Origin of the sequence: Aliiruegeria lutimaris, assembly GCF_900099935.1 — a bacterium.
Classification (GTDB): domain Bacteria; phylum Pseudomonadota; class Alphaproteobacteria; order Rhodobacterales; family Rhodobacteraceae; genus Tropicimonas; species Tropicimonas lutimaris.
The window spans coordinates 24,223-38,564 of record NZ_FNEK01000011.1; the positions used below are offsets into that span (position 1 = coordinate 24,223).

Consider the following 14,342-nt stretch of genomic DNA (forward strand, 5'->3'; position numbering starts at 1 on the left):
CCCGGCCTAGCGATAGGTCTGATCTTCCGTCGGAAAGGCGCGGCTGCGGACCTCTTCGGCATAATCCGAAACGGCCTTTTCAATCCGCCCGCCAAGATCGCCATAGACCTTGACGAATTTCGGCGGCCTGGGGTTCAGCCCCAGCATGTCCTCGAGCACGAGGATCTGTCCGTCGCATTCGGCGCTGGCACCGATGCCGATGGTCGGGATCGCCACTTGCCGGGTAATCCGGGCGGCCAGCGGCTCGACCATGCCTTCGAGCACCAGCGCGAACGCACCCGCCTCGGCGCCCGCCTGCGCATCCGCTTCGTGAAGCGGCCAGCTCTCCTCGTCCCGCCCCTGGGTCTTGAAGCCGCCCATGACATTGGTCGATTGCGGCGTCAGCCCGATATGCGCCATCACCGGGATGCCGCGTTCGGTCAGGAAGTGGATCGTCTCCGCCATCCGCGCCCCGCCTTCAAGCTTCACCGCTCCGCAGCCGGTGTCCTGCATGATCCGCGCCGCGTTGCGAAATGCCACCGAAGGGCTCTCCTCGTAGCTGCCGAAGGGCATGTCCACGACCACAAGCGCCCGCTGTGTTCCGCGCACGACCGCCTTGCAGTGGGTGATCATCATCTCGACCGTCACGCCGACCGTGCTCTCCATCCCGTGCATCACCATGCCGAGACTGTCGCCCACGAGGATGAAATCGGCATACTTATCCACGATGGCGGCGGTATGCGCGTGATAGGAGGTCAGCGAGACGATCGGTTCGCCCCCCTTGCGCGCGGCAATCCGGGGCGCGGTCATGCGGCGGACGGGTTTCTGGACGCTCATGGTGTCACCTCTATCTGGTCGATCAACAACACGCCGCCGAACTCGGCCGAGATCATCAGCGCCAGCGGGCCGGACGGTTTGCCGGAGACGTGCCGCAAGCTCACCGCCTCGGTCACGTCCACGGCGCGCAGATGGGAGCGCGGTTCGGACTGGATCATGGTGGTTACCTCGGCCGTGATCTCCTCGACCGTCGCGCCCGCCGCGCAAAGCGCCTCCGCCCTGTCCAGCGAGCGGTGCAATACCAGCGCCGCCGCGCGATCCTCGGGCGAGAGCCGCACGTTGCGCGAGGACATGGCCAGCCCGTCGGGTTCTCTCACGGTCGGGCAGGCGATGATTTCCAGCGGGAAATGCAGGTCCCGGACCATCTGCCGGATCACTTGAAGCTGCTGGTAATCCTTCTCGCCGAAACAGGCGAGATCGGGCTGCACGAGGTTGAAAAGCTTCGCCACAACCGTCGCCACCCCGCGAAAATGCCCCTCGCGAACCTCGCCATGCAGCACATTGGCCAGCCGCATCGTCTCGACGATGGTCTCGGAGCCTTCCGGGTAGACGACCTCGACCGACGGCAGGAACACTGCTTCCACCCCGGCCTCGCGCAGCATTGCCAGGTCGCGTTCCGTGTCGCGCGGATATTTCTCCAGGTCGGCCGGGTCGCCGAACTGTGTCGGGTTCACGAAAATGGACACCACCACGCGGTCCGCGTCCCGCGCGGCGCGCTCCACCAGCGCCATGTGACCGGCGTGGAGATAGCCCATCGTGGGCACGAGGCCGATGCTGAGACCCTGTCGCCTCAGCCATGCGATATGGCTGCGAAGCTCAGCCGAAGTCCTGCAGATTTCCATGGGGGCGCTCCGTAACGATATTGCGTGGATCGTGCAAACATTCTTTTGGGTGTTGCGCGAGCTTGGGCGTGAGGCGCGAAAGTGTAGAAGCGCTTTGGGAAATGACGCCCAAAAGGCAAGGCCGGCAGCCCTTTCCTTCCGCCCCTGTACGTCGCTTTCTGCCCTTCAAGGGTCGGGTCGGAATTGCGTTGATCGGACCGGTTCGGCTTTACTGCGCACAAAAGCGTCCAGCATCGAGGATTCCCGCCATGAAAACCCATGTGAAAGCTCTCGTCGTCGGTGGCGGATGTGTCGGCACTTCAATCGCCTACCATCTTGGAAAGGCGGGATGGGACACAATGCTACTGGAGCGCGACGAGCTGACCTGTGGCTCGACCTGGCATGCCGCCGGTCTTCTTCCGCTCTTCAACATGTCCTTCGCCACCTCCCATATCCACGACTACTCGGTGAAATGGTACAAGACGCTGGAAGCCGAGACGGGCCTCAACCCCGGCTTCTCGGTCGTCGGCAACCTGCGTATGGCCCAGACACAGGCGCGCATGGACGAATACATGCTCTATGCCACCACCGCCGAGACGGTAGGGGTGCCCTATCAATGGCTCAGCCCGGCGCAGATCAAGGAGCGCTGGCCGCTGGTGCGCACCGAGGACTTGGTCGGCGCGCTGTTCCACCCCACGGACGGCTATATCAACCCCGCCGACGTGACCATGGCCATGGCCAAGGGGGCACGGCAGCTGGGCGTTGCCATTGAGCGCAAATGGCAGGTCGATGGTTATGAGTGGACGGGCTCGGAGTGGAAGGTCACCTGCACCAAGATGGCGGAGAAGGGCGGCAACCTGATCGCCACCGAGGAGCAGGTCGTCATCACCGCCGAACATGTCGTCACCGCCACGGGCAACCATTCGCAACGCACCGCGCAGCTTCTGGGCATCAAGATGCCGGCCATCCCGGTCGAGCACCAGTTCATCGTCACCGAGCCGGACCCGGCGTTGCTGGCCTATCGCGCGGCGGGCGGGGCCGAGCACCCGGTGCTGCGCGATGCCGACGCCAAATGGTATGTCCGCGAGGAACGTGGTGGCTGGATCCTTGGGCCTTACGAGCAAGGCGCGCCGGCACGGTTCAAATACGCCGTGCCCGACAGTTTCCGTGCCGACCTGTTCCAGCTCGATCTTGAGCGGATCGAGGAAGAATACATGTCCATGATCCACCGGATTCCGACTTCGGAAACGGTCGGTCTCAAGGACGATTTCAACGGCCCGATCTGCTACACGCCCGATGGCAACCCGCTGGTCGGCCCGGCGCCGGGGCTGCGCAACATGTGGCTGGCGGAGGGCTTCTCCTTCGGCATCACCGCTGCGGGCGGTACCGGCTACTACCTCGCACAGATGATGGTCGAGGGCGAGGCCGAGATCGACATGGCGAGCCTCGACCCCAAGCGCTACGGCAACTGGATGACCACCGAATACGCGGTGCAGAAGAACGAGGAATGTTACTCCCACGTCTTCATCCTACACCACCCGGACGAGGAGCGCGAAGCAGCCCGCCCGCTGCGCACCTCGCCCGCCTATGACCGGCAGAAGGCCGCGGGTGCGCAGTTCGGGCATGTCAACGGCTGGGATCGACCGAATTACTATGCACCTCAGGGTTTTGACGATCACGCGTCCCGCAGCTTCCGCCGGGGCGGCTGGTGGCAATATGCCGTCGAGGAGGCCAAGGCGATCCGCGAAGGCGTCGGCCTGATCGATGCAACCGCCTTCACCAAGCATATCGTCAAGGGGGCGGGCGCGACCGCCTTCCTCGACTGGTTCACCTGCAACAAGTTGCCGAAGGTGGGCCGCATCAACCTGACCTATGCGCTGACCGCCGCCGGCACGACCCGGACGGAATACACCATCGTCCGGCTGGCCGAGGACGAATATTACCTCGTCTCCGCCGGTGCATGGACGGCTTATGACCAGGACTTCCTGAAAAAGGCGATCGAGGACAAGGAAGCAGAGTTCGGCCGGATCGAGCTGCAGGACGTGACCACCCAATGGGGATGCTTTGCCATTGCCGGACCGAAGTCGCGCGATGTCCTGAACGAACTGGTGCGAGATGCGGAGCCGGAGACGGTGCTCTCCAACAAGCGCTTCCCGTGGCTTTCGATGCGCAAGATCGAGCTTGGCATGGTGCCCTGCATGGCGATCCGCGTCGCCTATACCGGCGAGCTGGGCTGGGAACTTCATCACCCGATCGAGATGCAGAACCATCTCTGGGACAGGCTCATGGAAGCAGGAGAGAAGCATGGCCTGAAGCCGGTCGGCGCCAGGGCGCAGAACTGGCTGCGGCAGGAGAAATCCTACCGCGCCTTCGGCACCGAGCTTGGCCGCGATGCGACACCGCTCGAAGCCGCGCTCGACCGCTTCGTGGATCTGGAGAAGGACTATCACGGCAAGCAGGCCATGCTGGACAAGGGGATCCGCAGCAAATGCGTCACCCTGCTGATCGACGGGCCGGAAGATGCCGATCCGTGGGGGCGCGAGGCGCTCTATGACGGTGACACCAAGATCGGACGCCTGACGTCGGGCGGTTACTCGGTCGCCTTCGGAAAGAGTATCGGCATGGGCTATGTCCGCCCGGATCTCGCGGTTCCCGGCAAGACGCTCAAGGTGAAGATGCTCAACCAACTCTGGGACGCCGAGATCACCGAAGACAGCCCCTACGATCCGAAAAACGAAACCATCAGGAAGAACGGGTGACGGAACTTGCCGGGGCTATCGGTGGGGCGGCCCTGGCATGGCTCGCCCTGTTCCAGCTCCTGCTCGCGGGGGGCGCGCCGCTTGGTCACTTGGCCTGGGGGGGCGCGCAGCGCGTCCTGCCCACCAGCCTCCGTATCGCGAGTTTCGCCGTGGCGCTGCTGGCGGTACTGGGCGCGATCGCGCTTGCCCAGGCGGGCGGTTTGCTTTCTCCATTGCTGCCGCCCACTTGGCTACCCTGGCTGCTTTGGGGCTTTGTCGGGCTGTTCGGACTGAGTTTCGTGGGCAACATGGCGACAAGCAGCCGCCTCGAACGGCTCCACGGCGCGCCACTCACTGTTGTCATCGCTTCGTGCAGCCTGTGGCTGGCGCTCTCTGGCGGCTGACATTCTGTTGCCGGACCGACCTGCGACATGTCATCGTTGCCGTTATTTTTGGCTTGTCCCTCCACCTCGGCTCACGGGATGGTGCGCCGAAAAGCTACGAGGGAGAGAAAAATGGGGTATCTGACATCCAATCCGACACGTGATGGATGGTTCGGCGACTATGGCGGGGCGATGTTGCCGCCGCCGTTGGAGCCGCATTTCAAGGAAATCCGGGAGGCCTATGACCAGCTGTCGAAATCCTCCGAATTCCTGACCGAGCTGCGCCTGATCCGGAAGCATTTCCAGGGCCGACCGACGCCGGTCTCCTACCTCAAGAACCTTTCCGAGCTTTGCGGCGGGGCGCAGATCTATGCCAAGCGCGAGGATCTCAACCATACCGGCGCGCATAAGCTCAACCACTGCATGGCTGAGGCGCTGTTGGCCAAGCATATGGGCAAGACCAAGATCATGGCCGAGACCGGGGCTGGCCAGCATGGCGTGGCGCTGGCCACCGCGGCGGCCTATTTCGGGCTCGACTGCGAGATCCATATGGGCGAGATCGATATCGAGAAAGAAGCGCCCAATGTCACCCGCATGAAATTGCTGGGCGCCACGGTCGTGCCGGTCGGTTTCGGCGGCCGCTCGCTCAAGGAGGCCGTGGACAGTGCCTTCCAGAGCTATGTTGCCCAAGCCGACACGGCGCTCTTCGCCATCGGCTCGGTCGTTGGCCCGCACCCGTTTCCCAAGATGGTGCGCGATTTCCAGTCCATCGTCGGCATCGAGGCGCGCGAGCAATTCGCCGAGATGACCGGTGGCCAGTTGCCGGACATGGTCGCGGCCTGTGTCGGCGGTGGCTCCAACGCCATGGGGCTTTTTGCCGGGTTCATCGACGAAGACGGGGTAGACCTCTACGGCGTCGAGCCGCTAGGCACGTCTTCCAAGCTGGGCGAACACGCGGCGACAATCACCTTCGGGCATGACGGCGATATTCATGGTTTCCGGACGCTCGTGTTGACCGATGAGGAGGGCGAGCCGGCGCCGGTCCACACGATCGCGTCCGGGCTGGATTACCCGGGAGTCGGGCCGGAACACGCGCATCTGCACAAGACGGGCCGGGTGAGCTATGTTGCCGCCAATGACAAGGAGGCACTTGATGCCTTCTACAAGCTTTCGCGTCTCGAGGGCATCATCCCGGCGCTCGAAAGTGCCCATGCGGTTGCCTTCGCCCTGCGCGAGGCCGGCAAGAACCCCGGCAAGTCGATTCTGCTGAACCTTTCGGGGCGCGGCGACAAGGATATCGATTACGTCACCGAGACGTTCGGTTTCGGCGACGAGTAATCGGTTGCAGCGATCACCGTGCGGAGCGGGGGGCTGTCTGCCCCCCGCGCCCCCCGAGGATATTTCCCGTCAGAAGAAGAGTAGCGACGGTCAGGACCGGGCGAGAAGGTCTTCGACTTCCTCGCGTGTCGGAGCAGAAGCAGAGGCGCCCCGCTTCGTGGTCGACAGGGCGCCGCAGGCCGCGGCGAAATGGACGGCCTCTGCGAGCGGTCTGCCCTCGGAGAGGGCCGTCGCCAGCCCGCCGTTGAAGCAATCTCCGGCGGCGACGGAATCAATGCTGTCGACCTTGAACGGCTCGACGAAGCCTTCGCTTTCGGCATCCTGGAAATAGACGCCGGACGCGCCGAGCTTGACCACGGCGGCGGCGACGCCCTGTTCACGCAGTTTGGCTGCGGCTTGCGCGGCTTCCTTGGCATTGGTGGGTTTCAGCCCGGTCAGAAGCTCCGTCTCCGTCTCGTTCGGCGTGATCACGTCGATGCGGGCAAGGACGCCCGGGGCGTAACCGTTGGCGGGGGCAGGGGCGGGATCGAGGATCACGCGGCCACCCGATTGCCGCACGAGATCCGCAGCCATGAGCGCGGGCTCCAGCGGGATCTCCATCTGCAGCAGCAGGATATCGGCGGCGGCCAGGCGTTCGGCGGCGCGGGCGACGTCGCTGCCGTCAATGGCCATGTTGGCGCCGCCAATGACGGTGATGCAGTTCTGGGCCGTGGAATCGACGCCGATCACGGCAATGCCGGTGTCGCTGTCGGGATCCTGGAAAATGTCCCGTGTCGGCACGCCCATCGCTGCAAGCTCGGCGCGGGCGCGGGCACCGAACTCGTCCTCGCCGATCCGGCCGATCAGGGTTGTTACGGCCCCGAGGCGGCGCGCGGCGACCGCCTGGTTGCAGCCCTTGCCGCCGAGCCCGAGCGCATAGCGTTCGCCGTGCAGCGTTTCGCCGGGGCGGGGCAGGCGGTCGGCATAGGTGGTCAGGTCGATATTGATGCTACCGAAAACGGCGATAGGCATGGCGGTGGCTTTCTAGAGCAGGGAGTCGCGGTTGATAAGCTCCGGCGGCTTGCGGATCAGGGCGGGAAGCTCGTCGCCTCGTTCAAGGTGGCCGATCAGGAGTTCGGCGGCCTCCAGCCCGAGACCGAAGCCCGGCTGGCGAATGGTCGTAAGGGTCGGGTAGAGATAGGAGGCGATCTCCACGTCGTCATAGCCGATCACAGAGATGTCTTCGGGGATGCGAAGCCCCCGCTCGGTGATGGCCCGGTAGGCGCCCATGGCCATCAGGTCGTTGAAGGCAAAGACCGCCGTGGGCGGAGACGTGCTATCCAGCATCTGCGCCATGGCCTCGTAGCCGCCTTGGGCGGAAAGGTCGCCGGTGATGACTAGCTCCGGGTCGAGCGATAGCCCCGCCGCGTCGAGCGCCTGAGTGAAACCCAGCAGGCGGTCCGTGGAACGGGCGTGGTTGATCGGGCCGGTCAGGCAGCCAATCCGGGTGTGACCATGCGCAACCAGAGCCTCGCCGGCCAGTTCGCCCCCCTTGATGGAGTCGTCGCCGATGGCGCAGACATTCGGCATCGGCTCGGAATCCAGCATGGCGCGGGGCAGGGAGGTCAGGCGGTCAAGCTCTGTCTGGAAATCCTCGTCGCGGTTGACGGTCATGACGACGAGAGCGTCGATGCGTTTCTGCATCAAGGTCTGAAGATAGGTCAGCTGTCGCCCGGGCTGGTCACCGGAATTGCACAGGATCAGGGAATACCCGGCTCGAAAGCAGCCCTCTTCCACTCCGCTGATAATCTCGGCGAAGAAGGGGTTGGTCGAAGATGTTACGAGCATGCCCAACGTTCGCGTGCGCTTGCTCTTGAGCGCACGCGCCAGGAAGCTTGGTTGATAGCCAAGCTCCAAGACGGCCTTTTCTACCGCGGCCCGTGTGTCGGGGGCAACGAAACGGGTCTTGTTGACGACATGAGAGACAGTGGAGACCGAAACGCCGGCGGCCTTTGCTACGTCCTTGATACTCACCATGGTACCTCACGTTCCGTTGGCGAGGAGCGGCATTCTGTCATCGCTTGTCCTTTCCCGGCTCACTCAGAAGGGGACACCGGAGTACAGCAGGATATTCGCGTAGGGCGTGAATTCGCCCGTCCGAATGACCGCTTTCGAGGACCGGGTCAGACGTTTGAACTCTTCATGTGGCACAGTAGTGACTGTGATCGAGTTCCCCTGCGCCTGCTCCAGGTTGCGGAGCTGCCTGAGCAGCTTGGCGTGAAAGGCGGGTTGCCCATCCGACAGTTCCTGCGCGATCGCGGCGCGTTCGACGAAAAGCTCGCCAAGTACGGCTGGCAGGACATCGAGAAACCCCGGCAGACCGGTGGAAACGGCAAGGTCGATGCGTTCCACGCCGTCGGGGACCGGCAGGCCGGCATCGCCGATACACAGGCTGTCAGTGTGTCCCATGAGCGAAACGACACGGGCGATAGGTGCATTGAGAAGGTCAGCCTTTCTCATGATCCCTCCATCATGTGGCTGTGAGTCGTGGGATAGCATAATTTGGGAAAACGTTTGCGCAAAGCTTTTCTTTGAAATTTCTTCGTACCTCGTGTTTTGCAGGTTGCGTGCAGCGCTATCGGGCAAGGATCGCTTGAAATTTTCGTCACCTACGCCTTGTCGACGGATGGAAGCGCTATTATGGACCTCGCACGTTAGATTGGGCTAGCTTGTCGAAAAGACGGGGTGGGGCCGGTTTGCATTTCGCGGCCAGATCTGCACTGTTTGCATGAGTGCGTCGGCGCAACGAAGGGGGCGCCTGAGAATAAACGGAAAGGGAATGAAATGAAGAGAACTCTTACCTATCTCGTGATGGCAATGGGCGTTGCCGCTGCTTCGCCGGTGCTCGCCGAAGGCGATGCCGCTGCCGGTGAAAAAGTGTTCAAGAAGTGCAAGGCCTGCCACGCAGTTGGAGAAGACGCCAAGAACAAGGTCGGTCCGGTGCTGAACGGTGTCGTCGGTGCGGCGGCAGGCCAGAAGGAAGACTTCAAGTATTCCTCGAACCTGCTGGAGCTGGCCGAAGGTGGCCTGACTTGGGACGAGGAAACCCTCGCTGCCTACCTGACCAAGCCGAAAGACGTGATCCCGAAAGGCAAGATGTCCTTTGCCGGCCTGAAGAAGGAAGAAGACATCGCCAACGTGATCGCCTATCTCTCGGGTTTCTGATCCGACCGGGATCGAAGGTTTCGGGGCCGTCCTGACGGGCGGCCCTTTTGCTTGGCATTATGAGCTTTTGTTTCGGCCGGCTGTAACCGCCTTGATTTTCCTCTCCGCATTCTGCAAGTGAGTCCGGACCATTTGCGAGGACCGACATGACCCGGATCGACGATACTTTCGCGCGGCTCAAGGCCGAAGGAAAAAAGGCCTTCGTGGCCTATGTTATGGCAGGCGATCCCGATTACGAGACCTCGCTGGAGGTCGTGAAGGGCCTGCCTGGGGCGGGCGTGGACATCATTGAACTCGGCATTCCCTTCACCGATCCGATGGCGGATGGCCCGACGATCCAGCTCGCCGGCCAGCGTGCGCTTGCAGGCGGCATGACGCTTGAAAAGACGCTGCAACTTGCTACCGAGTTCCGCAAGGGCGACAACAGCACGCCGATCGTGGCGATGGGCTACTACAACCCGATCTACAATCGCGGTGTCGATCGTTTCCTCGAAGATGCCAAGGCCGCCGGGATCGACGGGTTGATCGTGGTGGATCTTCCCCCCGAAGAAGATGAAGAGCTTTGTATCCCGGCGCAAAAGGCCGGCCTGAACTTTATCCGACTTGCCACGCCGACAACGGACGACAAGCGTTTGCCGAAGGTTCTGACCAATACATCCGGCTTTGTCTATTACGTCTCCATCACCGGCATTACCGGCGCGGCAGAGGCGCAGGCCAGCGATGTGGCGCCGGAAGTGGCGCGGATCAAATCCTCCACGGATTTGCCGGTGATCGTCGGCTTCGGCGTCAATACGCCCCAAAGGGCCGAGGCGATTGCCGGCGTGGCCGATGGCACCGTGGTCGGCTCCGCGATCGTCAAGCTGATCGGGGAGGCGCGGCCGGTTCCCGAGATACTGGAATTCGTGAAGAGCCTCGCGGACGGCGCGCATCACGGCTGAACGAAAAAGCGGTTTTCCGAAACGTCGAGAAGGCTCACCGCTACGCGGACTGCTGCGCGTTGTGGGGTCTGAAGCAATTGGGGGTTTCACCCCCAAACCCCCAGGATATTTGTCGTCAGAAGAAGGCTGATGTCGTTTTTGGCTTCTTCTGACTGGAAATATCCCAGGGGAGCGCCTTTGGCGCGGGGGCAGCGCCCGCAAGGCGGCGTTTGCCACCGAGGCGACGTCTTCTGATCCGAACTCTTTCATGGCTTGCGGCATCCTTTCTATTGCTCCCAAAATGCCGGATTGGTACGGGAACCTAACCAATGTCGCGTGGGAGGCGCAGCAATGCCCGTCATTACCAATATCGACGACCTCAAGGCCATCTATCGGCGCCGCGTCCCGAAGATGTTTTACGACTACGCAGAGGCGGGAAGCTGGACGGAACAGACCTTCCGCGAAAACTCCACGGATTTTGACAAGATCCGCCTGCGCCAGCGTGTCGCCGTCGACATGACGAATCGTTCGACCGTCGCTGAAATGGCCGGAGAGCGGGTTGCGATGCCGGTCGCGCTTGCGCCGGTTGGATTGCTGGGTATGCAGCATGCCGATGGCGAGATCGCGGCGGCGCGCGCAGCGGAGCGCTTCGGTGTGCCCTTCACGCTCTCCACCATGTCGATCTGTTCCATCGAGGATGTGGCCGAGAATACGACCAAGCCTTTCTGGTTCCAGCTCTACACGATGACCGACGCGGATTTTGTCCGTCGTCTGATGGAGCGCGCGCGCGATGCCGGCTGCAAGACGCTTGTGATCACGCTGGACCTGCAGATGATCGGGCAGCGCCACAAGGATCTCAAGAACGGCCTCTCGGCTCCGCCGAAGCCGACGCTGATGGGGTGGCTGGACCTTGCAACCCGGTGGTCCTGGGGGCTGGGCATGCTCGGCACCAAGCGGCGGGCGTTCGGCAACATCGTCGGCCATGTGCAGGGTTTGGACGATCCGTCCCGGCTGTATGAGTGGACCGCGAAGCAGTTCGATCATTCGCTGGACTGGAAGAAGGTCGCCAAGCTGATCGAGATGTGGGACGGCAAGGTGATCCTGAAGGGTATTCTCGATCCGGAGGACGCCCGGATGGCAGTCAAGGTCGGCGCTGACGCGATCGTCGTGTCCAACCACGGTGGTCGGCAGATTGACGGCGCGCTGTCCTCCATCCGGATGCTGCAGCCGATCCTCGACGCGGTGGGCGGCGAGATCGAAGTGCATCTCGACGGTGGCATCCGCTCCGGACAGGACGTGCTCAAGGCCTTGGCCATGGGAGCGGACGGCACCTATATCGGGCGCGCATATGTCTATGGGCTCGGGGCGAATGGCGAGCAGGGAGTAATATCCGCGCTCGAAGTGATCCATAAGGAATTGGACACGAATATCGCTCTTTGCGGTCGCCGAAAGGTTTCCGAACTGGACCGGGATGTGCTGCTCATTCCAGAGGATTTCGAGGGACGCTGGCAATAGCCGGGCCGGGCGCGTCGACAAACCCATGAAACCGCTCGCTGGCGGATGCCGGTGTGGATGGTTGCACCCGTGTGCCGGCTCCTCTGAGCAGGCCATGTTTTCCGTGGCCAGGAGCGGACCCGGCCGCGGTGATGGCGCGGCTTGGTCTGCGGCTTCGGCCTGGTCTCGCGCGATGCCGGCGCGGTGGAATCGCGACCGCGCGCCCTCCGTTCAAATAGAGCTTCCTCGGGAGAATCCAGCGGCGTGATTCCCTCGCCCAAATGGGTGTGTCGGGCAAGATTATTTCGTTATCTGGTGCCCCTGACGTATTTGTCGCAGGGAAGCGGGGAGTGATCGGGAATGATTGCACCTGTGACCCGAGATTCGTGATCACGCCTTTTCACGCGCGATGCCCTCCGTAGCACTTTGATTTTCATGATGTTTGCGTTCTCAATTGAAAAACAATTTACACATATGTGCACCGTTTCGTTAAGTGATTTACAAAAAAATCCATTTCAAAAAAAGACTTACCCGTTTTTTGACGGATGGCGCTATGCTGTGCGCAAGCCGTGGCCAGGGGAGGGGCGCGTCTTGTTGGTAATTTCGACCATAAGACCAGTTTCTCCCGCAATGCCGCAGAAGCCATTTCAGGGAGGGAGATCCATGACTGCAAAAGCCAAAGCCGAAGAGATCGGCGCTATCCCCGCCGAGTTCAAGAAAAACGCTCATATCAACGAGAAGCAGTATGAAGAGATGTATGCTGCCTCGGTCAATGACCCCGACGCGTTCTGGGGCGAGCATGGCAAGCGTCTTGAATGGATCAAGCCGTATACCAAGGTGAAGAACACTTCGTTCGAGCCGGGTAACATCGACATCAAGTGGTTCGAGGATGGCACGCTCAACGTCGCCGCCAACTGTATCGACCGCCACCTCGCGAAGCGCGGCAACCAGACCGCGATCATCTTCGAGCCGGACGATATTCACGAGCCCGCGCAATACATCACCTATCGCCAACTGCATAACCAGGTTTGCAAGCTCGCCAACGTTCTGGAAGATCTCGGCATCCGCAAGGGCGATCGCGTCGTCATCTACCTGCCGATGATCCCGGAGGCCGCCTATGCGATGCTGGCCTGTGCCCGTATCGGCGCCATTCATTCGATCGTCTTCGCCGGCTTCTCTCCCGAGGCGCTTGCTGCCCGCGTCAATGGCTGCGACGCTAAGCTGGTGATCACTGCCGACTACGCTCCGCGTGGCGGCCGCAAGACCCCGCTCAAGTCCAACACCGATGCCGCGCTCCTGCACTGCATTCACGACCCGCAGGTCCTCATGGTGCGCCGCACCCGCGAGCAGACCACCTGGGTCGACGGCCGTGACCACGATTACGGCGAACTGATGCTGGAAGCCGACGAGCACATGACCCCGGCCGAGATGGATGCCGAGGATCCGCTCTTCATCCTCTACACCTCCGGCTCCACCGGTCATCCGAAGGGTGTTGTGCACACCACCGGCGGCTACCTCGTCTATGCCGCGATGACGCATGAATACACCTTCGACTATCGCCAAGGTGATGTCTTCTGGTGCACCGCGGATGTCGGTTGGGTCACCGGTCACAGCTATATCGTCTATGGTCCGCTCGCCAATGGCGCCACCACCGTGATGTTCGAAGGCGTGCCGACCTACCCCGATCCGGGCCGTTTCTGGGAAGTCGTCGAGAAGCACAAGGTGAACCAGTTCTACACCGCGCCGACGGCTATTCGGGCGCTGATGGCCAAGGGCACCGAGTGGGTCGAGAAGCACGACCTGTCCTCGCTCAAGCTGTTGGGCTCGGTCGGTGAGCCGATCAACCCGGAAGCCTGGAACTGGTACAACGAGAATGTCGGCAAGGGGAAATGCCCGATCGTCGACACCTTCTGGCAGACCGAAACCGGCGGCCACATGATCACCCCGCTGCCCGGCGCCCACAAGGCGAAGCCCGGCTCGGCGACCAAGCCCTTCTTTGGCGTTCAGCCGGTCATCCTCGATCCGCATTCCGGTGCCGAGGTGACGCAGACGGAAGCCGAAGGCGTGCTCTGCATCAAGGATAGCTGGCCGGGCCAGATGCGTGGCGTCTGGGACGATCACGGCCGCTTCGAGAAGACCTATTTCTCGGACTACAAGGGCTATTACTTCTCCGGCGACGGCTGCCGCCGCGACGAAGATGGCTACTACTGGATCACCGGCCGGGTCGATGACGTCATCAACGTCTCCGGTCACCGGATGGGCACCGCGGAAGTCGAATCCGCGCTGGTGGCCCACGTCAAGGTCGCCGAGGCCGCGGTTGTCGGTTACCCGCATGAGGTGAAGGGCCAGGGCATCTATTGCTACGTGACGCTCATGAACGATGTCGAGCCTTCGGACGAGCTGGTGAAGGAGCTGCGCATGTGGGTCCGCCACGAGATTGGCCCGATTGCCAGCCCCGATGTCATCCAGTGGGCCCCTGGCCTGCCTAAGACACGCTCGGGCAAGATCATGCGCCGCATCTTGCGCAAGATCGCCGAGAACGATTACGGATCCCTTGGAGATACCTCCACGCTCGCCGACCCGTCCGTGGTCGACGAGCTGATCGAAAACCGTAAGAACAAGGGATAACGT

At 62.3% G+C, this 14,342-nt stretch carries 12 protein-coding genes; 7 read left to right on the top strand and 5 right to left on the bottom strand.

The features are described 5' to 3' along the window. Positions 1–6: 6 nt before the first annotated feature. Positions 7–816, bottom strand: coding sequence for a 3-methyl-2-oxobutanoate hydroxymethyltransferase (panB, locus tag BLR85_RS07150; RefSeq protein ID WP_093152514.1), 810 nt, complete (start codon positions 814–816; stop codon positions 7–9). After that, positions 813–1,658, bottom strand: coding sequence for a pantoate--beta-alanine ligase (panC, locus tag BLR85_RS07155; protein ID WP_093152517.1), 846 nt, complete (start codon positions 1,656–1,658; stop codon positions 813–815). The genes panB and panC overlap by 4 nt, the downstream gene beginning before the upstream one ends. Positions 1,659–1,906: 248 nt before the next feature. On the opposite strand from panC, the gene BLR85_RS07160 reads away from it, so the two are divergent. The 3 genes from BLR85_RS07160 to trpB all read left to right on the top strand — a co-directional run bounded on the left by BLR85_RS07160 (position 1,907) and on the right by trpB (position 6,096). Beyond that, entirely contained in the window at positions 1,907–4,396 is a 2,490-nt protein-coding gene (locus BLR85_RS07160) for a GcvT family protein (protein WP_093152521.1), read from the top strand. Continuing rightward, on the top strand, positions 4,393–4,779 hold the full coding sequence (locus tag BLR85_RS07165; RefSeq protein ID WP_093152524.1) for a hypothetical protein: 387 nt from the start codon (positions 4,393–4,395) through the stop codon (positions 4,777–4,779). Before BLR85_RS07160 ends, BLR85_RS07165 begins: the two co-directional genes overlap by 4 nt. Positions 4,780–4,890: 111 nt before the next feature. Further along, entirely contained in the window at positions 4,891–6,096 is a 1,206-nt protein-coding gene (gene trpB / locus BLR85_RS07170; protein ID WP_093152528.1) for a tryptophan synthase subunit beta, read from the top strand. Positions 6,097–6,186: 90 nt separating this feature from the next. Here trpB and rbsK read toward each other — a convergent pair whose 3' ends face one another. From rbsK to rbsD, 3 genes are all read right to left on the bottom strand, one after another. Then, entirely contained in the window at positions 6,187–7,107 is a 921-nt protein-coding gene (gene rbsK / locus BLR85_RS07175; protein ID WP_093152532.1) for a ribokinase, read from the bottom strand. A gap of 12 nt (positions 7,108–7,119) precedes the next feature. Then, positions 7,120–8,112 (bottom strand): substrate-binding domain-containing protein, encoded by a 993-nt coding sequence (locus BLR85_RS07180; protein ID WP_093152536.1) that lies wholly within the window; start codon positions 8,110–8,112, stop codon positions 7,120–7,122. 63 nt (positions 8,113–8,175) lie between these two features. Then, positions 8,176–8,595: a D-ribose pyranase gene (gene rbsD, locus BLR85_RS07185; protein ID WP_093152540.1), complete on the bottom strand. Its 420-nt coding sequence runs from the start codon at positions 8,593–8,595 to the stop codon at positions 8,176–8,178. A gap of 324 nt (positions 8,596–8,919) precedes the next feature. Between rbsD and BLR85_RS07190 the strand changes: the two genes are divergently transcribed. The 4 genes from BLR85_RS07190 to acs all read left to right on the top strand — a co-directional run bounded on the left by BLR85_RS07190 (position 8,920) and on the right by acs (position 14,339). Further along, entirely contained in the window at positions 8,920–9,300 is a 381-nt protein-coding gene (locus BLR85_RS07190; RefSeq protein ID WP_093152545.1) for a c-type cytochrome, read from the top strand. 146 nt (positions 9,301–9,446) lie between these two features. Beyond that, on the top strand, positions 9,447–10,238 hold the full coding sequence (gene trpA / locus BLR85_RS07195; RefSeq protein WP_093152549.1) for a tryptophan synthase subunit alpha: 792 nt from the start codon (positions 9,447–9,449) through the stop codon (positions 10,236–10,238). A 330-nt stretch (positions 10,239–10,568) separates the two neighbouring features. Next, a complete protein-coding gene (locus tag BLR85_RS07200) occupies positions 10,569–11,732 on the top strand; it encodes an alpha-hydroxy acid oxidase (RefSeq protein WP_093152553.1) in 1,164 nt (387 codons plus the stop codon). A gap of 642 nt (positions 11,733–12,374) precedes the next feature. Next, entirely contained in the window at positions 12,375–14,339 is a 1,965-nt protein-coding gene (gene acs, locus BLR85_RS07205) for an acetate--CoA ligase (protein ID WP_093152557.1), read from the top strand. Positions 14,340–14,342: the final 3 nt, after the last annotated feature.

Excerpts from the sequence above, each read along its gene's own strand:
- panB (WP_093152514.1), bottom strand. The coding sequence starts at position 816 with ATGAGCGTCCAGAAACCCGTCCGCCGCATGACCGCGCCCCGGATTGCC.
- panC (WP_093152517.1), bottom strand. The coding sequence starts at position 1,658 with ATGGAAATCTGCAGGACTTCGGCTGAGCTTCGCAGCCATATCGCATGG.
- trpB (WP_093152528.1), top strand. The coding sequence starts at position 4,891 with ATGGGGTATCTGACATCCAATCCGACACGTGATGGATGGTTCGGCGAC.
- BLR85_RS07160 (WP_093152521.1), top strand. The coding sequence starts at position 1,907 with ATGAAAACCCATGTGAAAGCTCTCGTCGTCGGTGGCGGATGTGTCGGC.
- trpA (WP_093152549.1), top strand. The coding sequence starts at position 9,447 with ATGACCCGGATCGACGATACTTTCGCGCGGCTCAAGGCCGAAGGAAAA.
- BLR85_RS07200 (WP_093152553.1), top strand. The coding sequence starts at position 10,569 with ATGCCCGTCATTACCAATATCGACGACCTCAAGGCCATCTATCGGCGC.
- BLR85_RS07190 (WP_093152545.1), top strand. The coding sequence starts at position 8,920 with ATGAAGAGAACTCTTACCTATCTCGTGATGGCAATGGGCGTTGCCGCT.
- rbsD (WP_093152540.1), bottom strand. The coding sequence starts at position 8,595 with ATGAGAAAGGCTGACCTTCTCAATGCACCTATCGCCCGTGTCGTTTCG.
- rbsK (WP_093152532.1), bottom strand. The coding sequence starts at position 7,107 with ATGCCTATCGCCGTTTTCGGTAGCATCAATATCGACCTGACCACCTAT.
- acs (WP_093152557.1), top strand. The coding sequence starts at position 12,375 with ATGACTGCAAAAGCCAAAGCCGAAGAGATCGGCGCTATCCCCGCCGAG.
- BLR85_RS07180 (WP_093152536.1), bottom strand. The coding sequence starts at position 8,112 with ATGGTGAGTATCAAGGACGTAGCAAAGGCCGCCGGCGTTTCGGTCTCC.